The sequence below is a fragment of the Roseovarius sp. BRH_c41 genome (genome assembly GCF_000961715.1).
Taxonomy (GTDB): domain Bacteria; phylum Pseudomonadota; class Alphaproteobacteria; order Rhodobacterales; family Rhodobacteraceae; genus Roseovarius.
On the sequence record NZ_LADY01000047.1, the window covers coordinates 16,999 to 40,029 of the forward strand.

Annotated in this window: 25 protein-coding genes; 7 read left to right on the forward strand and 18 right to left on the reverse strand. The window is 63.5% G+C overall.

What is annotated here, in order from left to right:
- Positions 1-534: 534 nt before the first annotated feature.
- The 8 genes from VR71_RS13380 to denD are packed head-to-tail and all read right to left on the reverse strand — an operon-like array spanning position 535 to position 7,930.
- Positions 535-1,308 carry a TIM barrel protein gene (locus VR71_RS13380; RefSeq protein WP_045684714.1) on the reverse strand — a complete coding sequence of 258 codons (774 nt, stop codon included), beginning with the start codon at positions 1,306-1,308 and terminating at the stop codon, positions 535-537.
- Entirely contained in the window at positions 1,308-1,952 is a 645-nt protein-coding gene (gene otnC, locus VR71_RS13385) for a 3-oxo-tetronate 4-phosphate decarboxylase (protein WP_009817740.1), read from the reverse strand. The genes VR71_RS13380 and otnC overlap by 1 nt, the downstream gene beginning before the upstream one ends.
- Positions 1,949-3,190 (reverse strand): 3-oxo-tetronate kinase, encoded by a 1,242-nt coding sequence (gene otnK, locus VR71_RS13390; RefSeq protein ID WP_045684716.1) that lies wholly within the window; start codon positions 3,188-3,190, stop codon positions 1,949-1,951. Before otnK ends, otnC begins: the two co-directional genes overlap by 4 nt.
- Positions 3,190-4,080 carry an L-threonate dehydrogenase gene (gene ltnD, locus VR71_RS13395; protein WP_045684718.1) on the reverse strand — a complete coding sequence of 297 codons (891 nt, stop codon included), beginning with the start codon at positions 4,078-4,080 and terminating at the stop codon, positions 3,190-3,192. The genes otnK and ltnD overlap by 1 nt, the downstream gene beginning before the upstream one ends.
- Positions 4,077-5,363: a TRAP transporter large permease gene (locus tag VR71_RS13400; RefSeq protein WP_045684720.1), complete on the reverse strand. Its 1,287-nt coding sequence runs from the start codon at positions 5,361-5,363 to the stop codon at positions 4,077-4,079. The genes ltnD and VR71_RS13400 overlap by 4 nt, the downstream gene beginning before the upstream one ends.
- Positions 5,360-5,860 carry a TRAP transporter small permease gene (locus VR71_RS13405; RefSeq protein WP_045684722.1) on the reverse strand — a complete coding sequence of 167 codons (501 nt, stop codon included), beginning with the start codon at positions 5,858-5,860 and terminating at the stop codon, positions 5,360-5,362. Before VR71_RS13405 ends, VR71_RS13400 begins: the two co-directional genes overlap by 4 nt.
- A 60-nt stretch (positions 5,861-5,920) precedes the next feature.
- Positions 5,921-6,889, reverse strand: coding sequence for a TRAP transporter substrate-binding protein (locus VR71_RS13410; protein ID WP_045684724.1), 969 nt, complete (start codon positions 6,887-6,889; stop codon positions 5,921-5,923).
- A gap of 57 nt (positions 6,890-6,946) precedes the next feature.
- On the reverse strand, positions 6,947-7,930 hold the full coding sequence (denD, locus tag VR71_RS13415) for a D-erythronate dehydrogenase (protein WP_045684980.1): 984 nt from the start codon (positions 7,928-7,930) through the stop codon (positions 6,947-6,949).
- A gap of 232 nt (positions 7,931-8,162) precedes the next feature.
- On the opposite strand from denD, the gene VR71_RS13420 reads away from it, so the two are divergent.
- Both VR71_RS13420 and VR71_RS13425 read left to right on the forward strand, forming a co-directional pair.
- Complete coding sequence (locus tag VR71_RS13420) at positions 8,163-9,188, forward strand: LacI family DNA-binding transcriptional regulator (RefSeq protein ID WP_045684726.1); 1,026 nt, start codon at positions 8,163-8,165, stop codon at positions 9,186-9,188.
- Positions 9,189-9,276: 88 nt separating this feature from the next.
- Positions 9,277-10,599, forward strand: a complete 1,323-nt coding sequence (locus VR71_RS13425; RefSeq protein WP_045684982.1) for an AarF/ABC1/UbiB kinase family protein — start codon at positions 9,277-9,279, stop codon at positions 10,597-10,599.
- A 21-nt stretch (positions 10,600-10,620) separates the two neighbouring features.
- Here VR71_RS13425 and VR71_RS13430 read toward each other — a convergent pair whose 3' ends face one another.
- Entirely contained in the window at positions 10,621-12,072 is a 1,452-nt protein-coding gene (locus tag VR71_RS13430) for a S8 family serine peptidase (protein WP_296430407.1), read from the reverse strand.
- Positions 12,073-12,177: 105 nt separating this feature from the next.
- Here VR71_RS13430 and VR71_RS13435 point away from each other — a divergent pair, with 105 nt between their 5' ends.
- Together VR71_RS13435 and VR71_RS13440 are read left to right on the forward strand one after the other, a co-directional pair.
- Positions 12,178-12,723, forward strand: a complete 546-nt coding sequence (locus VR71_RS13435; protein ID WP_045684730.1) for an RNA polymerase sigma factor — start codon at positions 12,178-12,180, stop codon at positions 12,721-12,723.
- Positions 12,713-13,459, forward strand: coding sequence for a hypothetical protein (locus VR71_RS13440; RefSeq protein WP_045684733.1), 747 nt, complete (start codon positions 12,713-12,715; stop codon positions 13,457-13,459). The genes VR71_RS13435 and VR71_RS13440 overlap by 11 nt, the downstream gene beginning before the upstream one ends.
- A gap of 170 nt (positions 13,460-13,629) precedes the next feature.
- Here VR71_RS13440 and VR71_RS13445 read toward each other — a convergent pair whose 3' ends face one another.
- Positions 13,630-14,517, reverse strand: coding sequence for a LysR family transcriptional regulator (locus VR71_RS13445; RefSeq protein WP_045684735.1), 888 nt, complete (start codon positions 14,515-14,517; stop codon positions 13,630-13,632).
- Between the two features lie 125 nt (positions 14,518-14,642).
- Here VR71_RS13445 and VR71_RS13450 point away from each other — a divergent pair, with 125 nt between their 5' ends.
- Together VR71_RS13450 and VR71_RS13455 are read left to right on the forward strand one after the other, a co-directional pair.
- Positions 14,643-15,239 (forward strand): amino acid synthesis family protein, encoded by a 597-nt coding sequence (locus VR71_RS13450; RefSeq protein WP_045684737.1) that lies wholly within the window; start codon positions 14,643-14,645, stop codon positions 15,237-15,239.
- On the forward strand, positions 15,240-16,034 hold the full coding sequence (locus VR71_RS13455) for an alpha/beta fold hydrolase (protein ID WP_045684740.1): 795 nt from the start codon (positions 15,240-15,242) through the stop codon (positions 16,032-16,034). It begins immediately after the preceding gene.
- Between the two features lie 2 nt (positions 16,035-16,036).
- Here VR71_RS13455 and VR71_RS13460 read toward each other — a convergent pair whose 3' ends face one another.
- From VR71_RS13460 to VR71_RS13485, 6 genes are all read right to left on the reverse strand, one after another.
- Complete coding sequence (locus VR71_RS13460) at positions 16,037-16,552, reverse strand: N-acetyltransferase (RefSeq protein ID WP_045684742.1); 516 nt, start codon at positions 16,550-16,552, stop codon at positions 16,037-16,039.
- Between the two features lie 53 nt (positions 16,553-16,605).
- On the reverse strand, positions 16,606-17,598 hold the full coding sequence (gene acuI / locus VR71_RS13465; RefSeq protein ID WP_045684745.1) for an acryloyl-CoA reductase: 993 nt from the start codon (positions 17,596-17,598) through the stop codon (positions 16,606-16,608).
- Between the two features lie 106 nt (positions 17,599-17,704).
- Positions 17,705-18,814: a dimethylsulfoniopropionate demethylase gene (locus tag VR71_RS13470; protein WP_045684747.1), complete on the reverse strand. Its 1,110-nt coding sequence runs from the start codon at positions 18,812-18,814 to the stop codon at positions 17,705-17,707.
- A complete protein-coding gene (locus tag VR71_RS13475) occupies positions 18,811-19,326 on the reverse strand; it encodes a DinB family protein (RefSeq protein WP_045684749.1) in 516 nt (171 codons plus the stop codon). Before VR71_RS13475 ends, VR71_RS13470 begins: the two co-directional genes overlap by 4 nt.
- Positions 19,326-19,955, reverse strand: coding sequence for a DUF1326 domain-containing protein (locus VR71_RS13480; protein ID WP_045684751.1), 630 nt, complete (start codon positions 19,953-19,955; stop codon positions 19,326-19,328). The genes VR71_RS13475 and VR71_RS13480 overlap by 1 nt, the downstream gene beginning before the upstream one ends.
- 16 nt (positions 19,956-19,971) lie before the next feature.
- On the reverse strand, positions 19,972-20,730 hold the full coding sequence (locus VR71_RS13485; RefSeq protein ID WP_296430409.1) for a DUF2182 domain-containing protein: 759 nt from the start codon (positions 20,728-20,730) through the stop codon (positions 19,972-19,974).
- Positions 20,731-20,791: 61 nt separating this feature from the next.
- Between VR71_RS13485 and VR71_RS13490 the strand changes: the two genes are divergently transcribed.
- Positions 20,792-21,526, forward strand: a complete 735-nt coding sequence (locus tag VR71_RS13490) for a FadR/GntR family transcriptional regulator (protein WP_009817719.1) — start codon at positions 20,792-20,794, stop codon at positions 21,524-21,526.
- Between the two features lie 6 nt (positions 21,527-21,532).
- Here the strand turns inward: VR71_RS13490 and VR71_RS13495 are convergent, their stop codons facing one another.
- The gene (locus tag VR71_RS13495; RefSeq protein WP_045684756.1) at positions 21,533-22,894 is read right to left on the reverse strand and encodes a sigma-54 dependent transcriptional regulator; all 1,362 of its coding nucleotides are present in this window, start codon (positions 22,892-22,894) and stop codon (positions 21,533-21,535) included.
- The gene (locus VR71_RS25050) at positions 22,891-23,028 is read right to left on the reverse strand and encodes a hypothetical protein (RefSeq protein WP_009817717.1); all 138 of its coding nucleotides are present in this window, start codon (positions 23,026-23,028) and stop codon (positions 22,891-22,893) included. Before VR71_RS25050 ends, VR71_RS13495 begins: the two co-directional genes overlap by 4 nt.
- Positions 23,029-23,031: the final 3 nt, after the last annotated feature.

The following is a 23,031-nucleotide window of genomic DNA, read 5'->3' on the forward strand; positions in this document are numbered from 1 at the left end:
GAGATACCAAAGGGCCGCGGCAGCTGTCACTCCGGGTCAATCAACCTAAAAACAAAAATATATATTTAATATCAATATTTTAAGAAACTTAACTGAGCGCGTTCCAGCCCAACAATTCGCCCAATGCCCATAAACTCCGAGCGAAACATCCGCCTGTCCAGACCCGGGATCGTGTTTTTACCTATAGAGATTAAAGGCTTAACAAGATCAGTAAAAGGTTACTGGCGATTGGATTCTGAACTAGAATAGTTAGAATATTCGTATAAGTTGCATGAAAAACTTTTAGTTTCGGCTTTCAATTAAAAAATCCACCCAATATGGCAAGATAAGACGATCAGCGCATGATTGTAAGACTCATGATCCACACACGTCCACGTTGGCCCCTTTCAGCATGTTAAACCGGCGAGGCCGCCCCCGATCCTTGGATAATTCCGACACCAAATAGGTTGCAGAAAATCCATGCGCCGATACGCGGACCCCGTTACATTTCATGATCTATCCGGCACCGGCTCGCTCGCGGGTCACGTCACCGGCTTACACGGCCCCGAATTGCGCCAGCCAACCCAACGTGGCCTCTGTGCCCGCGTCGCCGGGGCGGTACTCCGCGCCGAACGGCAGCGGCCAGCCCAGATCAACCATCTGCGGCAAGAGCCAGCCATAATCCACCTCGCCCCGGTCCGGTGCCCCACGATCCGGCACCCCGGCGATTTGCACATGGCCGATGATCGACTGATAGCGCGCAAACCGCTGCAGCAGATCACCCTCCATGATTTGCAAATGATAACAGTCAAACATCATCCGCAGATTATCCCGCCCCAGCGCCGCAATCACCGCCGCCGCCGCAGAGCTCGACGACAGGTGATAGCCCGGCACATCGCGGTGATTGATCGGCTCGATCAGGATCATCTGGCCCAAGGGCGCGGCCAGATCGCAGGCATAGGCCAGATTGGCGCGAAATACCGCCTCCGCCTCGGCCCCGCCATCGGTGCATCCCGCCATGACATGCACCGCCCCTGCGCCAATGGCCTGCGCATAGTCCACAGCCTGCCGGATCGCCGCGCGGGCCTCTTCCTCGCGGCCCGGCACAGCAGCCAGCCCGAAATCCCCCGCCGCCCGGTCGCCCGGCGATGTGTTCAGCCCCAGCATCGGCAGGCCGGTTTCCTCAAGCGCCGCGCACACCTCTGCTGCAGCACACTCATAAGGAAAATGACACTCCACCGCCGCAAACCCCGCCTCTGCCGCTGCGCGGATTGCCTCGGGCAAGGGCCGATCAGTAAAGAGAAACCCGAGATTGGCAGAGAAACGCATCAGTCCCAATCCACCTCGAACTTGCGCACCACCTGCGCGATCTGCCCTGCATCCAGCGCGCGCGCGCCCGTGCCGCGCAGGATGAGCGCCAGACGCGCGGTTTCCTCCAGCTCTTCCATCGCGAACACCGCCGCCTCCAGATCTTTGCCCGCCACCACCGGGCCGTGATGGGCCAAGAGCACCGCGGCACGCCGCCCCGCCAGCCCCCGGATCGCCCCGGCCATCGCCGCGTCACCGGGCACAAAAAACGGCAAGAGCGCCACTTTGCCCACCCGCATCACCGCATAGGCCGTAAACGGTGGAATGGCATTGTCAGGATCGGTATCAGGAAGGATCGAGAGGGCGACGGAATGGGTCGAATGCAGATGCACCACCGCCCCCGCACTCTGCCGCGTCTCGTAAAACGCCGCATGCAGAGGCATTTCCTTGGTTGGGGCATCCCCGGAAATCAGCCGCCCACCCGCGTCAAACCGACTCAGCCGCGCCGGATCAAGTCGCCCCATGCTGACCCCCGTCGGCGTCACCAACAGCCCGCCGTCCTCGGTCCGAACCGAAATATTGCCCGAGGCCCCACCCGTCAGCCCGCGATCAAACATCGACTTGGCCCAGAAACACAGGTCTTCGCGCAGGCGGCTTTCGGTCATGCGGAATGCTCCATCATCTGCGCCGCCGCGACAAAGAAATCCGGCCCGCCAAAATTCCCCGATTTGAGCGCAAGAACAAGGTCATGGCCCGCCCGCATCACCGGCACGCCGGGCGTAATCTCGGGGCCAATCTCCAACTGCCTCAGGCCCAGCCCCTCGACCACCGCACCCGAGGTCTCACCGCCCGCGCTGATAAGCCGGGTCACACCGCGCGCCACCAGCGCCTGCGCCAATTCCGCAAAGAGCGCCTCGATAGCCCCGGCCACCGCCACAGCACCGAACCGCGCCTGATCCTGCGCCACCTGCGCCGGATCGGCTGAGGAATAGATCATCGGAATGCCATCCTGCGCCAAGGCCCAATCCGCCAGATCACCCGGCGCAACCCTGCCCGCAATGACCTCTGCTGCGGAAATCTCCCGCGCCGGATGGCAGGCCGCGTGCCGCGCCACCTGCCCGCGCGTGGCCACGGAACAAGACCCGGAGAGGACCACGGCAGGACCGGCCAGCCCGCACCAAACTCCCGCCCGCCCCGCCAACTCCCCCCTCGCCCGGAAATTGTCCGGAAGGCCCATGGCAATGCCCGACCCGCCTGTGATCAGCGGCAATTCCGCCGCCGCATGGCCCAAGGCCACCAAATCCGCGTCGCTGATCGCATCCGCGACGATCAATCTGTGCGCCTGCGCCGCCAGTGCGGCCCGGATCGCCTCCGGCCCCTGCCGCACGACCTGCGCGCCCACATGCCCGACCGATCCGCGCACCTGCAACCCCAGCCAGCGACGAATATCCGGATCGGTCATTGGCGTCAGCGGGTGATGCTGCATCCCGCTCTCATTCAGCAGACAATCATTCACAAAGAGATGCCCCTGATAGACCGTCCGTCCCGCCCCCGGAAAGGCCGGGCACACGATCACCTGTCGCGCGCCCAAGGCTTCGGCCAAGGCCTCGGCCACCGGGCCGATATTGCCCTCAGGCGTTGAATCAAACGTGGAGCAATATTTGAACAGGAATTGCCGGCACCCCTGCGCGCGCAACCAATCAAGCGCCGCCAGCGATTGTGCCACCGCCTCCGCCACCGGGATCGAGCGGGATTTCAGCGCCACCACCCCCGCCTCGACGACCCCATCGACTGGCGAATCCGGCACGCCCACATATTGCACCGTCCGCATCCCGACCTTGGTCAGCGTATTGGCCAGATCGCTCGACCCGGTGAAATCATCGCCGATACAGCCCAAGAGCATCAGCCATCCCCCGGCAATCGCAGCCCGGCGCGCGCAGCGGTATGTTTGGTAATGGCCGCATCATCCTCGCGCCCCAATCCAGCCTCCGACGCCGCGCGATACTCGCCCAACGCCGCCTCAACCAATGGCAGGTTCAGTGGCACCTTCGCGGCGATATCCCGGACGATCCCCAGATCCTTGGGCCAGATGTCGATGGCCGAGCGCGGGCTGTAGTCCGCTTCGATCACATGCGGCGCGCGGTTTTCGAACATCCACGAATTGCCCGCCGACACCTTGATCACCTCCAGCACACGGGCCAGATCAAGCCCCTGAGAGGTGGCAAAACACAGCGCCTCGCCCATCGCCGCGATATGCACGCCCGCAAGCAATTGATTGACCGCCTTCATCGCCGATCCCGGCCCGGCGCAATCGCCCAAGCGATGCACCGTCTCGGCCAGTGCCGCCAAAATCCCTGCCGCGCGCTCAAACGCTTCAGCGCGCCCCGACGCCATGATTGACAGGCGCCCCTCCGCCGCTTTGACCGCCCCGCCCGAAATCGGCGCATCGAGATAAAGGAGGCCCCGACGGGTGGCCTCTTCCTCCATTTCGCGGGCAAACTCCGGCCCGACCGTGGCACAGCCAAGGATCACACCACCCGTCTGCACGCCCTTGGCCCATCCTTGCGCCCCAAAGAGCGCATCGCGCGTCTGTGCAGCATTGAGCACGACGCAAACCAGCACCTCGGCCTTGGGTGACGCAGGCTCTAACGCGCGCCCGCCCGCTTCACGCAACAACAACCGACGGCCCGCGTCCGGATCATGGCCATAAACCTCAAACCCGGCCCGCAGCGCCGATTGCGCCATGCCAAGGCCCATCGACCCCAACCCCACAAAATGCACGATATCCGTCATGGTCCCACCGAAAGAATGGTCTGCATCGGCCAGAGCGTGATGGCCGGAATATAGGTGATCAGCATGAGCGCGCCAAACACGGTCAGCACGAACCAGAAAAGATGCGGAATGACCTTTTCAATCGAGAGATTGGCCACCGCACAGGCCGCGAAGAGATTGACGCCGAGTGGCGGCGTGATCATCCCCAGCGCCAGATTGACCACAAGGATCAATCCGAAATGCACCGGATCGACCCCGTAAGACACGGCAATTGGCGCAAGGATCGGCGCGAGGACAAGGATCGCTGCCGAGGTTTCGATAAACATGCCCACCACCAGCAGCATCAGGTTCACCACCAGGAGAAAGGCAAAGCGGCTCTCGAAAATATCCTTGAACCAGGCCGCGATTTCATTGGGCAGGCCCGAGCGCGTGATGAGAAACGAAAAAAGCGCCGCCGCAGAGATGATCAGCATGATCGCCGCCGTCGCCAAGACTGTCTTTTTCAAGATCTCGGGCAGGTTCACAAAGCGCAACTCGCGGTAAAATCCCATGCCCACGATCACGGCCGCGGCCACGGCGGCGGCGCTCGCTTCTGTGGGCGTGAAAACGCCCGAATAGATGCCGCCCAAGATGACCACCGGCACGATCAGCGCAGGCAAGGCGGACCAGAGCGCCGGACCCACCCGTGGCCGATCTCGTCCATCCTCAAGCCCGATGCCCCGCACCCGGCACAGGATCAGCACCAGCGCCATCAGCGACCCTGCCACCAGAAACCCCGGACCGATCCCGGCAAGGAACAACTGCCCAATCGAGGTATCGGTCGACACGCCATAGAGAATGAGCGGGATCGAGGGCGGGATCAGCACGCCCAATTCGGCGGAACTCGCCTGAACCGAGGCGGCCATCGGCGCAGGATAACCGTGCTTCACCATCGCCGGAATTAGGATCGCGCCAATCGCAAAGGTCGTGGCGACCGACGAGCCAGAGACCGAGGCGAACATCATGCAGGTCAGCACACAGGACGCGGCCAACCCCCCTTGGATACCGCCCACGATGGATTTCGCCAATTCCACCAAACGATGCGAAATGCCCCCCGCCGACATCAGATTGCCCGCCAGAATGAAAAGCGGAATCGCCATCAGTGGAAAACTGTCAATGCCCGTGAACATCCGCTGCGCCACCAAGAGAAGCGGCAAGCGGCCATTGGCCTCGATCCCGATCACCGAGGCAAGACCAATCGCGACCGCAATCGGCACCCCGGCCAAAAAGAAAATCGCAAGGGACAGCGCCAGTGCCGCGTTCATTGCAGGCCCGCCGAGAACTCAACCGCGCCCTTTTGAACCGCCCGTATCACACAGCCCAAAATTGCCAGCAGGATAAAGACTGACCCCACCGGCAGCGCCGCATAGACCCAAGCGATAGAGATTTCCAGCGCCGCCAGCTTTTGCGACATCACCCGGTCGGTCATCGCCCAGCCCTGCCAGAACAGGATGCAGAAAAACACGACCGACAATCCCATCGACACCAGATAGAGCACAAAGCCAAGCCGCGGCGGCAGCATCTTTTGCACGATCTCGACCGCGATCATCGCCCCTTCGCGAAACGCGGGCGCCACAGCCAGAAACACACACCAGATCATCGCCGACCGCGTGATCACCTCAGACCATGTCGAGGGGTGCCCAAAGACAAAGCGCGTCGTCACCTGATAGAGCGCAAGACTGACCGCGATCAGCAAAAAGCCAATCGCCAACCGCAAGGCCAGTTGCGTGGTCATGGCCTCAAATCTCAGAAACAACGACATCTTTCCCCTTCCGTCAGCTCCGGCACGATCCCCGCGCCGGGGTCAGGTTCGTGCCTTGGATCACTCGACGGCCTTGATCCGCTCGATCATTTCGCCGCCATACTGATCCGTATAGACCGAGTAAGACGCCGTTTCGGCCAGCGCCGCGAACGGAGCTTTGTCGATGTCGGTGATCACCTCCATGCCGTTTTCCCGCAAGAGCGCGACACCCGCCTCTTCCAGCCGGTTGACCTCTGCCCGCGTCGCCGCCGCCGAGGCCTTGGCCGCCTCTGCAAACCAGCCGCGCTCTTCATCGCTCAAACCGTCGAGCAGGACCGGCGAGGCCAGGACGGCTGCGGGCGAATAGACATGTCCGGTGAGGGACACATATTTTTGCACTTCCCAGAATTTCGACGCCGTGATCACCGTGACCGGGTTTTCCTGACCGTCCACGACGCCCTGCTGCAACGCGGTAAACAGTTCAGGAAAGGCCATCGGGGTCGGGGCAGCACCCATGCCCTCGAACGCCGCCATATGCACCTTGTTCTCCATCGTGCGCAGCTTGAGCCCCGCCAGATCCTCGGGCGTGCGCACGGCGCGCTGCGAGTTGGTCACATGGCGAAACCCATTCTCGGACCAGGCCAGCGCCACCAGATTATTCTTGCTTATCTCATCCAGCAATTCCTGCCCGATCTCGCCATCCAGCACGGTGCGGGCATGGTCATAGTCGCGGAACAGGAACGGCAGATCGAGCGCATAGACCTGCGGCACGAAATTCCCCAAGGGGCCGGTAGAGGTGATGACCACATCCAGCGATCCGATCTGCAAGCCTTCGATCATGTCGCGCTCGCCGCCCAACTGCCCGGCAGGTGCCTGTTCGCCGGTAAAGGCGCCGCCCGACAATTCGGTCAGCGTGTCGATGAACGCCTGCGCGCCCACGCCATAATGCGAGGTGGGCGAGAGCGCGTGCCCGACCACGATATTCTGTTGCGCCTCGGCCGCTGTGACCAGTCCCAGCGCAGCAATCGCGCCCAGTGCCAGATGTTTCATGTGATCCTCCTCCTTGGGTTTCCATTGGTTCAGTCAACCGGGGCCTCCCGTGCCCCGTCAGTTCCGTGCCAGACTATCCATATACTCCTGCACTATCTCGGCAAAATCCCGGTTGGGGGCAAATCCCATGGCCTCGGCGCGCGGCGTGATGATCTGCCCCGGCCATGTGGTCACGATCCGCTCGATCGCGGCATCGGGCCGCTCTGTCACCCGCGCGGCAACCTCGGGCCCCGCCAAGGTCTCCAACGTGTCCAGCATCGCCCCCACCGTGACCGAAATACCCGGCAAGGTGACGGTGGTCTCCAGCCCCAGCTCGGCTTGCGCCAGCGCAATGGCCGTCAGCGTATAGTCCAACGCCTTGGCGGGTGAGGCCAGATGCATCCGCAGCCCGCGCCCTACCGGCAACTCCGCCGCCATCCCGGCCAGCGGCTCGCGGATAATCCCGCTGGCAAAGCCCGACGCGGCGCGATTGGGCTTGCCCGCCCGCACCGCGATGGTCGGATAGCGCAACGCGCGGCCCCGGATAAACCCTTTTCGGCTGGCATCGCGCACCAGCAATTCACCCATCAGCTTTTGCGTACCATAAGATGACAGTGGCGCGGGCTGGGTCTCCTCTGAAATCGTGTCATTGTCGGTGCAGGAAAACACCGCAACCGATGAGGAAAAGACAAACACCGGCGGCTTGCGCAGGCTACGGCAGGCGTCGATCAGGGCAATCGTCGCTTGCAAGTTGACCGCCATGCCCAGCGCGTAATCCTCTTCCGCCTGCCCCGAGACGACACCGGCCAGATGGATCACCAACTCGGGCGCATCCTCGACAATCCGCGCCAATATTTCCGCACTATCCAGCGCCCCCGGCAGGGCATGCACCCGCCGACAGGACTGCGCAAGATCACGCAACGGAGCCTCGGCAATATCTGTGGCAAGGAGGACCGCAATCCGGCGCTCTTGCCCATCCACGATCAGGCTATCGCGCTCCGAGAGCGCGCGCACGACCCGCTGACCGATAAATCCCGCTGCTCCGGTGATCAGAATACGCACGCCAAATCCCCCTCGACCCGGACTGAACCAAGTAATGACAGCGCTGTCAATATGGTTCTGTCCGATGGCGCCCGAGGTAGAGAAGCCGCCTTGGAACTTGAACTTCTGTATCGGCAAACATGGTCCTAACCTCCCCACGCGGAACAAGACCCAAAGCGCCGCCGCGCGGCTCTGCACCCCTTCCCACGCAGATTCTCAATGACAGCGCCATCATTTTGCGCAATCTAAAGGTATGGACCCGAACCCGCCCGATCCACCGTCCCGCCGCCCGACCCTCTCGCAGGTGGCCGAGGCCGCAGGCGTGAGTGAAATCACCGCAAGCCGCGCCTTGCGGGGCCGCAGCGCTGTTGCCAAGGACACCCGCCTCAAGGTCGAAAACGCCGCGCGCGCCCTCAATTACGTGCCAAATCGTCTGGCCGGAACGCTCGCCGGCGGGGCCTCGCGTCAGGTCGCGGTAATCCTGCCCTCGCTCTCGAACATTGTCTTTGCAGATGTGCTCAAAGGGCTGGAAACCCGCTTCGAACAGGACGGATATCACCCGATCCTCGGCATTTCACATTATGATGCCGCCCGCGAAGAGCACCTCTTGCGCGACCTGCTGTCCTGGCGGCCTGCGGGCCTCGTTCTGGCTCCAACCGCCGGGAACGCGGCGACGCGCAGCCTGTTGCGCGCCGCCGAAATGCCGGTGGTTGAGGTGATGGATACTGACTCGGATGTGGCCGATATGGTTGTCGGTTTCTCGCACCGCGCCGCCGGACGGTCGATGGCGCATTACCTGATCGGGCGCGGCTATCGCCGAATTGCCTATATCGGCCATGACATATCAACCGATTTTCGCGCGCTGGCCCGGCTTGACGGGTTCAAGGACGGTCTGGCCGAAGTGGGCCTGACCCTTGCCAACACGCTCATGCTCGACGGCCCATCTTCGGTGCCACTGGGTCGGACAGGTCTGGCGCAGCTTCTCGCCACCGCGTCCCCGGCCCCGAAAGCGGTGTTCTTCTCCAATGATGACATGGCGGTCGGGGGCGTCTTTCACTGTCAGACCGCCGGGCTATCGCTTCCCGGTGACATCGCCCTTGCAGGCTTCAACGGGCTCAGCATCGGGCAAGCGCTGCCGACGCCTCTCACCACCATCGCGTCCAACCGCGAACGCATCGGCTTTGTCGCGGCAGATCACATACTGCGCAGCCTCGCGGGCGAAACTCCGCCAAAAATCACCCGCATAGAGTTCCGTCTCGTCCCGGGCAGCACCGCCTGACCGATTGCTTATGCCGCCGCAACAGGGTCTGGCAATCGCGCGACAGCGCCCCATCTTGCCCCTCACATCGGGCGGAGGAGTGGATCAAATGGCGCGCAACGACGATCTGGACGGGTCTTACCCTGTGCCCGGTCACCGTCTTGGCCGCTTGATGCGCCTTGGTGGCATGACCACCGGTATCTTGGGCGACATGGTGGCCAGCGGAGTGCGCCAGGCAGCGCAAGGCCAGCGACCACGGCTTCCCGGACTGCTGCTGACGCCCGCCACCGCCCGGCGCGTGACCCGAGATCTGGGCCAGATGCGTGGCGCGGCGATGAAGCTGGGGCAGATGCTGTCGATGGACACAGGCCTTGTGCTGCCGCCCGAGATGACCGCGATCATGGCCACCCTGCGCGCCGAGGCGCCGCACATGCCCCCCAAACAGCTGCAATCAGTGCTGAATGCCGAATGGGGTACGGGCTGGTATGGGCGGTTCAAACGCTTCGATCTGCGCCCCTTCGCTGCGGCCTCAATCGGACAGGTCCACCGCGCGCAAACCCTCGATGGCCGCGATCTGGCGATCAAGGTGCAATATCCCGGCGTGCGCGCCAGCATCGACAGCGACATCGACAATCTGGCGACACTCTTGCGCGTTCCGGGCGTGGTCCCGCGCGAGATGGACCTTGGCCCGATGCTGCGCGAGGCCAAGGCGCAACTGCATCAAGAGGCCGACTACCTCTCCGAGGCCCGACATCTCACCGCTTTTCAGACGCGTCTCGCGGGTTCAGACGCGTTCCGTCTCCCTGACCTCCACACCGATCTCAGCACACCACATGTGCTGGCCATGTCCTATATCGAGAGCCAGCCCATAGACGCGCTGATCGACGCCCCCCAAGACCTGCGCGACCACATTGCACAGCATCTGATCGCTCTGACCTTGCGGGAACTCTTCGACTTTGACCTGATGCAGACCGATCCCAACCTCGCCAATTACCGCTTTGACACGGCCGCGCGCCGCATCGTCCTCTTGGATTTTGGCGCCGTAATGGCGATTGCCCCGGATCTCACGCAGGATTTTCGTGGCTTGCTCAACGCCGCGCTCGCGTGCGACGCCGCTCGCACCCGCGCCGCGATGCTCCGCATCGGCTATTTCGATGCGGCGACCTCCACCCGGCATCAGGATCAGATCCTCGAGATGTTCAACACCGCCATGGCACCGCTGCGCCAGAGCACACCGTTTGATTTCGGCAGCGCCGATCTTATGAAAACCCTGCGCGATATGGGGCTGGCGATGGGGTCAGAGCGCGATCTGACCCATGTGCCCCCGCCCGCGACGATGTTCCTGCACCGCAAGATTGGCGGCATGTACCTGCTCGCCACCAAACTCCGGGCCCGCGTCGCTCTGCGCCCAATGCTGGAGCGTTACCCGTGACAGCCGTAGCTCCGGGCCAATCTAATCCGCCAGAACCGGAATGATGCCGACCCGAGCCGGGTTCGGGCAGCTATTCTCGAGATTGAGCAAACCATGACCAAAGATGTCGTCTGTTCCAGCCTCCCCGAGATCCACCGCGCTTTGCGCCAAGGCGGCCCGGATTTCCGCTGGGGACGAACCCGGATGCGTCTGTTGCCAGAGCGCCACAGCAGCGGTGACATAGGGGGCGGCAAAGGATGTGCCGGTTTTCCACCGCGCCCCCTTGACGGAGGCAGCCGTCCAAACTTCGACCCCCGGCGCGGCAAGATGCACATGCGGACCCCGTCCAGCGCGACGATAGGGGCCCCCTGCCCTGTCCACCGCCGTGACGGCAATCACGCTGTCGTAGGCGGCAGGATAGGCGGGCGGGGCATTGGGCCCGCCATTGCCCGCCGCTGCCACCACCACAATCCCCTCTGCGCTCTCCAACTCGGCCAATGTCTGCTCCAACACCGCATTGGCTGGCCCCGTGAGACTGAGGTTGATCACCGTTGCCCCGGCCTCGACCAGATGATCAAGACCGCGCACGAGGGTAAAAGCATCGGCACGCTCATCCCCTGACGCCTTGTGAAACGCATCCACCGCGACCAGCGGCAAACCGGGCAAGAGACCCGGCGCGCGCGAGGCGGGATCGCCCACCAAAAGAGCGGCCACAGCCGTCCCATGAATGGCATCCGAGGCACTGTAATCTTCAGGTGCCACCCGCAGGAGCGCCACTTGCGCCCCCGCAAGCGCCGCGTGGTCGGTATTGATCCCGGTATCAATCATGCCGATGGTAACCGGCACGCCGCAGCCCCCCGGCCCGATATGATCAGGCCAATTGATTAAACCGCGTGCCGGGCAATGCAGCCCCTCACATGGCTCCGCGACACTCTCTGTCCCCACGGCATCCGATGCCATGTCTCCACCGGCACGGTAGTAATGATTGAAATCCGCCACCTCACCCGTGGGCAGTGCCTGAACCGCCGCACGCGCCTCTTGCAAACTGGTGTTTTCGGGCACCAAGAGCCGCTGCATGGTCAATCCAAGGCTCGCCAGATCAACGCGCTCCAAAATGCCGTAGCCCTGCGCCACAAGCGCTGCGGCGTCGTCATCGCTCAGACCACGCGCAATGATCTCACGCTCGGCTTCGGTCGGGCGGGGCGCGGCGCGCGGTGCAGGGCTTGCGCGTTGCGTTCGGCGCGGCACCTGAAGATTGAACAGCGAGCGCAAATTACGGCGGTAGTCGCGGAAACTGGTTTCCCCGACACCGATACGACCTGCACCGGACCCACCGCCGCCATCATCCCCGTCATCCCCATCATCGCCATCTCCATCCCCGTCGCCATCGTCTGCCCAGGCCACACTGACCGGGGACAGCCCAGACACCCACGGCCCGGTCAGGGCAATGAGACCAACCAAAATCAGCACGGCGCTTGGTCGCCACTGGCTCACCTGTTTTTCTCCTCTTGTCGTCCCCACCCTACATGCCATGTTATGTAAAACGAAATAGATCAGACTTTATTCCCGACATCCCCTAGTTTCAGAGGCCACGCCACAATGTCTGACAAGTTCACCGAGGACGTCGTGGCGCTTTTGCCCGCCCTCAAGCGGTTTGCGCTGTCGCTCTGCCGCCGCGGTGATCTCGCCGACGATCTCGTACAGATCACGGCCGAGCGCGCGTTTCGCGCCCGAGACCGGTTCGACACCGCGACCCATCTACAGGCTTGGCTCTTTCGCATTCTCCGCAACGCGTGGATTGACACCCTGAGACGCGACGCCACGCGCGGCGAGACCGTTGATATCCACGAAAGCCCGCAACCTGACCCTATCGACAGCGCCGCCCAGACCGATGACCGGCTGACCCTGAACGCCGTGCGCATCGCGATGGCGGACTTGCCCGAGGATCAGCGCAATGTGATGCATCTGGTTTGCATCGAAGGGTTGAGCTATGCCGAAACCGCCGCGACACTCGACATCCCTCAGGGCACCGTCATGAGCCGCCTCAGCCGCGCCCGGCTTGCCCTTGCAAAAGCCGTGGGAATAGACAGCAGCCCCAGCCGTTATCCTCAGGCAAGGGGAAGGAGCAGAACCGATGCAGATTGACGACGACACACTGATGTCCCTCGCCGATGGCGAAATCACAGGCCCCAAGGCCGAGGCACTGCTTGCCCAGATTGTCACCGACGAAGCCTTGGCTGCACGCTACGGCCTCTTCGTCGAGACTGCGCAACTGGCACAGCAAGCGATGCAGGACCATCCCGATGCACAGGTCTCTGAGGCGCTCATCGCGCGCGTCCGCGCCATGGGCGAGGCCAGCGCACCGCCAGAGGCATCCAATGTGGTGCCCCTGCGCACAGCGCCAGCGCCCGCCGCGCCACCTGCATCCCGCCTGCGCTGGCAGCCGATGGCCCTCGCCGCCAGCCTCGCCCTCGCCGTTGGAATCGGCGCGGGGCTGCTGCTGTCACGCGGGGCAGAGACCCCGCTTGGCGCACCCTTCAGCACGGCCCTTAGCGAACGCCTCGACAGCCTGCCGTCGGGCAATGCGGCGCAACTCTCGGATGGCACCACCTTGACCGTGGTCTCGTCTTTCACCGATGCGGCAGGCCAGTTCTGCCGAGAATATGAGGCGACAACACCCGAGCGCGGCGGCTATGTCGCCGTCGCTTGTCGCGACGATGCCGGGTGGCAGTTGCAATTTGCCATCGCCCAGGCCGGGGAGGTAGGTGGTGACACCGGATACACCCCCGCCTCAGCTCTCGAGGCGCTTGATGCCTTCTTTACCGCCACCGGCGCAGGCCAGCCGATGACCACAGACGAAGAGCGCGCCTTTCTGAGGTAGGGAGGTGCTGAATAAGGCTGGCATGGATCTGAAGGGCGACGTTTACTTCAAACGCGCACGCGCGGAACAAGGCGCGGAGCGCCGCCGCGCGATCGCTAGGCCGTCCCGCGGCCTAGCGATCGCGCGGCTCCCTCTTAGGAGCATTGCCAGAACCAGTCACAATTCTCCCCCTAGCCCGGAATGACAAACCTCCGATCCGGATGCTCCAGCCAATCCGCCGACCGCGCCCTCAGCGCGCCCACCAAGGGCGTGAACCACTCCCAATTCGCCGCAGCACTGTCATTGACCACCAGCATTTTCTTGCGGGTATAGATCGGCGCCTCGCGCAATTCATAGAGCCGCCCTTCCGCCACCAAAGGCGCCGCCAGCGCGCGCGGCAGATAGGCCGATCCCCCCCGCTCGAGCAGGAATTGCAGCGCCCACCAGGAACTGTCGAAACTCACCCGCGCAATTCCGGCATCGTGATAGGTCTCGCCGTGGGACCGGCGATAGTCTTCGCCGTGATCCACGAAAATATACTTGGGGTCAGCCCGGATCGAGGTCACTTCCCGGTCGGAATAAAGTACCAATTCCTCAGGCGGCAAGGCATAGACAGTCTGATTGCCCCGCGCCGAGGCCCCGTAGGTCAGGATCACATCCACCAACCCCGCCGCCAGCCAATCCTCCAACTCGCGCCCGCTACCCTGCTGCACCGACACGGCCATATCGGGATGCCCCTGCACCACCCCGTCGAAAAACGCCCGTCCCGGCCCGTGCCACAACTCGCGGTCACAGCCAAAGGTGCAGACCGAACTGAGGCCCGCAGGCAGGCCTGTCTCATAGCGCGCCTGCCGCCAGAGCCCGGTCATGATCCGCGCATAGCGCAAGAGCTTGGTGCCCGCCGGGGTCAGCGTCGTGCCCGATTTCTGCCGATTGAGAAGCTGCTGACCCAGCTCATCCTCCAGCGATTTGAGCCGCGCCGTCACCGTCGATTGCGTGACGTTCAGCTTTTGCGAGGCGCGCACCAGATTGCCGGTGTCGACAATGGCGAGAAAGGTCTGCAAGGCGGTGATGTTCATCACGGGCTTTCAATTCGAATTTTCCGCATATTTGCAGCAAAACAATTCGTTTTCAAGAATGCTTCTTTTATGCGACTTTCCCGCAACGCGCCGTCAAGGCGCTTCAAAACACCTAGGACAGCTCCATGACCATTGACCTTCGACGCAGCCTGACCCTCGTGCAACGCACCCACAGCGAAGGCGGCAAGGCGGTGGCAGATCCGACGCTGCTGGTCGCCGCCATGGCGATCATCCGCAACCCGTGGTTCGGGCGTGGTCATGTCGAGGATCTCGGCCCGGAAATTCGCGCGCACGGCCCAGAGCTTGGACGCATGCTGACCGACATGATCCTTGAGGTCACCGGCGACCGGCTCGAAGGCTATGGCAAGGCCAGCATCGTCGGTATGGGCGGCGAGTTGGAACATGCCATGGCCCTCACCCATACGCTGTGGTTCGGCAACCAGTTCCGCGATGCGGTCAAGGCCAAGACCTATCTCGCCTTCACCAACACGCGCGGGGCCGCCGGGGCCGCCCTGATGATCCCCCTGATGGACAAGGACGACGCCGGGCGGCGCTCGCATTATCAGACCATCCACACCGTTGTGCCGGACGCGCCCGCCGAGGATGAAATCATCCTCGCGCTTGGGGCTTCCGTCGGCGGGCATCCGCATCACCGCATCGGCAACCGCTACGAGGATCTGCGCGAAATGGGACATGATCCTGACAATCCCGCTGGGGTCTGAATGACACTCTCCCCTGATGGCACAGCCTATGACCTGACTGGACCGGTCGAGGCCCCCGTCGTGGTGCTGATCCACGGCCTCGGTCTGTCGCGCAACAGCACATGGGGCGTGATCGCGCCGCTCTTGGCCAAGCGCTTCCGCGTGCTCAGCTACGATCTGCCGGGACATGGGCAGAGCGCCCCCCATGCGGGGCCGCTCACCCTCTCCACGCTGTCACTCCAACTCCTCACCCTGATGGATCGGCTGGCCTTGCCCCGCGCGGCTCTCGTCGGCTTTTCTCTTGGCGGCATGATCAACCGGCGCGTAGCCCTCGATCACCCGATCCGGGTTTCTGCGCTCGCCATCCTCAATTCGCCCCACGAACGCGCCCCCGACCTGCAGGCGCGGGTCGAGGCACAGGCCCGCGACGCCGCCTCCGGCGGTCCGGCAGCCACCATCGACGCAGCGCTGGAGCGGTGGTTCACACCCGAATTCCGCGATCACGCCCCCGATCTGGTGGATAGCATTCGCCAAACCGTGCTCGCCACTGATCCAGCCAGCTATGCGGCGCATCGGCTCGTGCTGGCAGAGGGCGTAACCGAACTGATCCAGCCCCAGCCGCCGCTAACCCTGCCCAGCTTGGTGATGACGTGTGAAAATGACAGCGGGTCCACCCCGACCATGGCCGGGGCCATCGCCGCCGAGATCACGGACAGTCAGTGCCTGATCCTGCCCGCCCTGCGCCACCTCGGACTGATCGAGGCACCCCAAGCCTTTGCGGGCAGGCTTACACAATTCCTCAGCCTGCACGCCTGAGATCACGCCTCCTCGGGGCCCAACCACTTGAACATCACGCGCGCGTCGACCAGACCCGCTTGGGGATGGCGAAACGCCCGAGGCAAACGCCCCACCGTCTCAAATCCCAGATGCTCCCAAAGCGCAATCGCGCCCCGGTTTGTCTCGACCACGAAATTGAACTGCATCGCCAGATAGCCAAGCTCGCGCGCCTCATCCTGCGACTGCACGCACATCGCGCGCGCGATGCCCTGCCCGCGCGCCGCCTCGGCCACCATATAGCCCGCGTTGCACACATGGGCCCCGCCCCCGGCCTGATTGGTCTTGAGGTAATAGGTGCCCAGAACCTCGCCACCGCGTTCGGCCACATAGGTGGCACGCGGCGCTTCCATCCAGAGCGAACGCACCGCCTCGCGGGTCAGACCCGCCTCGATGGCATAGGTATCACCCAACCGGATCACATCGCGCACGATCGGCCAGATCGCGGCAAAATCCGCCTCGCGCGCCAGCCTGATCGTGATACCTGCCTGTTCTGTCATACCACTCTCCCCCGCCCGCAATGGCTAGCGGGGGCGAGACGCTTTGGCAAGTCTCAGCCGTTCAGATCGACCACAACCCGGCCCTTGACCTGCCCCTTCAGAATATCCGCCCCCAAACGCGGCAGATCTGCCAAGATGGCAGGCGTGATCATCGCCTCGAGCTTGTCCATCGGCAGGTCTCGCGCGATCCGTTCCCAGGCCCGCAGACGGTTTGCATAGGGCTGCATCACGCTGTCGATCCCCAAGAGATTGACGCCGCGCAACAGGAACGGAATGACCGTCGCAGGCAGGCCCGCGCCCCCCGCCAACCCCACGGCGGCAACACTTGCGCCATATTTCATCTGGCCGAGAACCCGCGCTAGCATCGCGCCGCCCACGGCATCGACGCAACCCGTCCAGTTCTCGCTCTCGAGCGGTCGCTTGACCGTCTCGGCCAACTCCTCACGCGGCACGATGCGGCTGGCACCCAATTCACGCAGGTAGGCCTCCTGCTCAGGCCGACCAGTCACAGCGGCCACCTCATGCCCCAGATGCGCCAGAATGGCCGTGGCCACGGATCCCACGCCGCCCGCAGCCCCGGTGACCAGCACCTCGCCATGCCCCGGCACCAGCCCGTGATCCTCGAGCGCCATCACCGCCAGCATCGCGGTAAAGCCAGCGGTGCCCACCGCCATCGCCGCCCGCGTATCCAGCCCCTCGGGCAAGGGCACTAGCCAGTCGGCGCGCACCCGCGCCCTTTGGGAATAGCCGCCCCAATGCGCCTCGCCGACGCGCCAGCCGGTCAAAACCACCTTGTCACCGGGCTTGTAACGGTCGTCAGAACTTGCCTCGACCGTGCCCGCGAAATCAATCCCCGGCACATGCGGATAGGACCGCACCAGACCGCCGCCCGGCCCGATGCAGAGCCCGTCCTTGTAATTCACCGTGGAATATTCGACCGCCACCGTCACCTCGGCGTCCGGCAAATCGTCCAACGTCAAGGTCTTCACCGCAGCGGCTGTCTTACCGCTCTCTGCGTCTTTCTCGACGACCAATGCCTTGAACATTTCATTCTCCTTCTGTCATGCAGGCGTTACGCCCCGCTTCATCTGGCCCAAAATACTTCGGGGGGACGCCCGGTACGGGCGGCGGGGGCAGCGCCCCCATCCCCTCTCAGGTCCAGAACTTCTCTCGAACCCGTGCGGCGCGCGGCCCCTCCGGGGTCTCGACCGTCACCTCTGTCCCGGCATCCCAATGCGTCATTCGCACCATTGCGATCGCCACATTCGCCCCGAAATCCGGCGACCACGTTGCCGAACTGACCCGGCCCACGCGCTTGCCTCCCGCCATCACCGGCCACCACCGGTCACAGCGTGGCACAGCCGCTCCTTCGATCTCCAGTGCACGGATTTGCTGCACCGGCCCTTCCTTGGCCACCCGTAGCAGGGCATCCCGCCCGATACACCCGATCGCCGTATGAGTGTTGCAGAACTTGCCCAATCCGCATTCATGCGGCGTGTTGTCGTCGGTCATGTCATTGCCATAGCTCAGCAATCCGCCCTCGATCCGCTCGATCAGATTGGGGCATCCGGCATGGACATCCATGCCCTTGCCGGCCTCCATCAGCGCATGCCAGAGCGGCATACCGATATCGCCGCCCTCGACATAGATCTCAAACCCGCCCTGCTTGGAATAGCCCGAACGCGCGATCACCATGTCACGGCCCTGAAAATCGAAATGCCCAAACCGGAAAAAGCGCAGGTCGCGCACCGCATCGCCAAAAACCGCCGCCATCAGATCATCGGCGCGCGGCCCCTGCACCGCCAGCGGGCTCACGTCCGGCTCATCCACCAACACATCCAGCCGCCATCCATGTGCCGTGGCCCTGATCCAATAGAGCAGGTCCGAATCCGCAATCGAAATCCACCAGCGATCTTCGGCCAGCTTGACCGCCACCGGATCGTTGAGCATGCCGCCAGTCTCATCGACGATGGGCACATAATAGCACTGCCCGGCCGTCATGCCGCGCAAGTCGCGGGGCGTCAGCATCTGCATCAACTTCGCCGCATCCGGGCCGCGCAATTCCACCTGCCGCTCGCAGGCCACGTCCCAGACCTGCACCGCGTCCTTCAGGTGGCGATAATCTTCCTCAACCGAACGGAACACCGTGGGCAAGAGCATGTGGTTATAGACCGTATAGGCCTTGACCCCCGCCGCTTCGACCCCTTCTGAAAAAGGCGTGCGACGCAACCGGCGTGACAGGGACAAAAGGGGTGCGCTCATAAAGCCTCCTCAGGCATGAAAACAAGATCGGTGACCGGGGCGGGCAGCCCAGCGCGCGTCAGCATCGCATGGACCTGCCCCCGGTGGTGGGTTTGATGGTTAAAGAAATGGGTGATGCACATCGCCCTCGGGCGGCTGACCTCTGCGCCCTTGATGGCAGAAAACCATGTCAGATCGCCGGTAAGGTCAATGCTGTGCAGGCCCCGCGCCCAGAGCCGGAGCGCCCCATCGGTGGCGAACCGCTCCGCGCCCCACGCCGCCCCCGTCGGCGTGAGTGTCGTGCTCTCGGCCATTCCGCCCTCCGGCGCCGCGACCTTGGCCCCGAACCGATGCAGCCAGAGCCGGTCCGCCCAGAGGATATGGTTGAGCGTGCCGAGGATCGAGCCAAAGAAAGCCCCGTGATCCTCGGTCAGCACCGCGCGGCTCACGCCATCCACGGCGCGCATGATCTGCGCGTTCTGCCAGGCATTATAGCGCGCCATCAGGCGCACATGATCCGCCGCCAGCAGCATCAGCGCGGACCTTTCCAATCAATCTGGCAGATTTCCGCGCTGCGCCCGTCGAAATCCCACACCCGGCCAAAGGCGCGTACGCGGCCCTTGGTGGCGGTGGCGACGGTGATGTCGGGGCCCATCCAGTATTCGGTGTTGGTGACGACGATATCCTCGCCCTTGTGGCCCGGCACCGGCACCACTTCGCCTTGGATCATCTTGCCCACCATCAGGCGGCGTGCATTGCCCTCGGTCTCGAAAATGACCGGCGCGCGCTCAGCGCCCAGAAACTCGCTGACCAGCACCCCAAAGAGGCCGGTCGTGCCGCGCGCCTTGCCGGAAAAGATATTGACCAGCGCCACGTACCCGGCCTCGCTCGCGCGCTCGTCGATAAAGGCCGCCGCCTTCCAGTTGCCGCGCGCCATCAGACCGGGGATTTCCAGCATCAGACCGACGTTGAGGCCGCTCAGGTCCTCGTCGCCATAGTGACCCTCGTCGATGCGCACGCCCGACCACGCCTGACAATATCCCTCGGTGGGCGCATGTTTGCCCAAAGAGACCACGCAGGGGCAGAATACCGTGCAGTTGCAGTTGAGGATCAACTCCCCCTTGATCGCCCAGGGCACCGTGCCCAACGTATCCAAAGCCATTTTCCAGCCTCCTCTTTCAGATTGACGTGAACAGAACCCAGACCGACGCCGCCGTCAGCCCGGCCCCCAAGGGCCGGGTCAGATAGCGCCCGAGATCGGGCAGTTTTTCCAGAACCATGATCACCGTCGCCAACCCCATGAAGGCGAGGTTCATCACCCCCCCAACAAAGGCCAGCGCCATCAGCGCCCAGCAACAGCCAAGACACACAAGACCCAGCCGCACCCCGTTGCGCCACGCGCCCTCATCCCAATGCTGCATGAAGAACGACAGCGGGCGGCGGCATTTCGACAGGCAGGCCTCCTTGACCGGGCTGAACTGATAGGCCCCGGCCACGGCCAGCAGCCCCGCCGACAAGACGCCAGAGCGGCTATCGCCGAACGCCGTCAGCAACCCCGCCTGAAACAGCGCCATTTGTGCCCCCGCCGCAAGGATCGAAAACCCCAGCCAAACGCCCAGATACCCCGCCACCAACGCGCCAAACCGCGTTTCGCCAGTGTGGCTCAACTCTTCGTAAGTGGCGAATGCGGGCAGCGCCGTGGGGGCCATCATCGCCGCCGACATCAGCGCCCACATGAGGGCAATCCGTCCAAATCCGGCGGCATCGGGCGTCACGATGCACAGGCTTTGCAGGAAATCCGCCCCGTAAATCACCGCCCCGTCGCGCAAATCCTGCGGCAGCGCCATGGCATACAGCAGCCCCCAGGCCCCCAGAATGAGACCGAACAGCACCAGCCAGTGCCCTCCCCCCATCCGCCTGACCCGTGCTGCAATCATCGCGCTCTCCCTGCGACTCACCTCTTGCGTTTAAATTGTCAGACATTTAAATGTATGACAAATGAAAATTGATCCGGATAACAAAGCCGACCTTTCGGCCCAGATAGCCGAGGCAATCCGCGATGCGATTGTCTCGGGTCAACTCATCGTCGACGAACGCCTGCCCTCCGAGGCAGAGCTTGCCGATCACTTCGCGGTGTCGCGCCCCACCGTGCGCGAGGCGCTCAAGCGGCTGGCGGCGCAATCGCTCATTCGCACCCAGCGCGGCGCATTTGGTGGTGCCTTCGTCAACCGCCTCAGCTACACCGAGGCTTACGGCCAACAGATCACCACCGCTACGCTGCTGCTCAGCATGAACGCCATCAGCTTTGATGTCGCCTGCGAAGCGCGCTATGCGCTGGAACGCGCCTGCACGCCACTTGCCGCCCAGCGCCGCACACCCGATACCCTGGCCACCATGCGCGCCGAGATCCATCGCCAAGGGCAACCGGGACTGACCGACGAGAGCTTTTGCGCCTCTGACGTGGCCTTTCACCGCGCGTTGGTGGACAGCGCGGGCAACCCGGTGCTCAGCTATCAACTCGCAGGTGCGGTCGAGGCGATGCAACCCTTGATGAACATGATCACCTTCACGGCCCGGTCGCGCGAGGCAATCGTTGGCTTTCACACCCGCATCGCCGATGCGCTCGCCGGGTCTGAGGCCGAGGCCGCCCAAACGGCGCTGACCGAACTAGAGGCCTATACGCTCACCCTTGGGCGCGATGTCATGGCCGCCCGCGCCCGCGCGCCCAGATAGTCAGGCTCAGACTCCCCAAGCCGCGCATTTTCGGTCAATCGTCTTGCGCGCCACGCCCAGACGCCGCGCCGCTTCCGCCCGATTGCCGCCGCAGGAATCGAGCACGGCCATGATGTGGCGCTGCTCCACATGTTCCAGCGTCTCTAGCGCTGGTTCGCCTCCCTCCCGGCCAGAGCCCGCGAATTCCTCTGGAAGGGCCCCAAGGATCACCGACCGCTCAATCAGATTGCGCAATTCGCGCACATTGCCGGGCCAATCGTAGCGGCTGAGCTTGAGCAGAACCTCAGCATCGAGATCGAGCACCGGCATGCCCAGCGCACCGGCAAACTCGCTCATGAAAAGCGCCGCCAGTTCGACAATATCCTCCTGACGCTCCTTGAGGCTTGGCATCTGGACATTGACGATATTGATCCGGTGATAGAGATCAGCCCGGAAACGGCCAGACCGCACCGCCTCTTTCAGATCGGCATTGGTGGCAAAGAGAAATCGCAGGTTCAGCGGGATCTCCCGTTCAGACCCAATGGGGCGAATGCGCTTGTCCTCCAGCACCCGCAACAAGGCCGCCTGCACATGTTCCGGCAGTTGCGCCACCTCGTCGAGCAAGAGCGTGCCACCATCGGCATGAAGCAAAAGCCCGTCCTTGCGCGCGCGCCCGTCCTCGACCACGCCAAACAGCTCCTCAGCGATGCGATCCGCCGAAATCGCGGCACAATTGACCGCGACAAAAGGCTTGTCAGCCCGGTTCGATAATCCATGCAGGGTGCGCGCCGCAATCTCTTTTCCGGTCCCGCTTGCGCCGGTAAACAGCACCGAGGTGGGCGCCGCCGCCAGCTTTCCCAGCATCGCGCGCACGGCCTGAATGGCAGTCGAATTCCCAAGCAACCGCCCGCGCGCCGCCTGCCCACCCGCCGACAACTCATGCCGCAAGAGGTAGTTCTCGCGCGCCAGATACTTGCGGTCCAGCGCCCGCGCCACAGCATTGAGAATCTGATTGGCGCGAAACGGCTTGAGCACAAAATCCGTGACCCCCGCGCGCAGCGCCTTGATCGCGGTATCAAGATCGGCATAGGCGGTGATCAGAATCGTATCGGCAAAGAGCCCAACACGCCGCTGCTCCTCCAGCCAATCGAGGCCGGTCTTGCCCGGCATGATATTGTCGAGAATTACCAGATCGAAATGCGCCTGATCGAGGATCATGGCCCCTTCTTCACAGGACCGCGCCTGCTCCACATGGCGGCATCTTGGCCCCAGCGTCTTGATCAGAAAATTGCGCATCCCCGGTTCGTCGTCAATGATAAGCACCGACGCATGCGCAAGGTTCTGACCATATTCGTCCCGTGTATCCTCGGGCGCAGGTTGCGGCATCATTCGGCCGCGTCACCCAGCCGGACCGCATCGCCTGCGCGCTTGGCCTCTGACGTATAGCCCAGCTCGTGCAGGACTGTCGGGGCCGCGGCGGCAATCACCGCGCAGGCTGCAAAGGCGGCAATCATTGCTTTCATTCT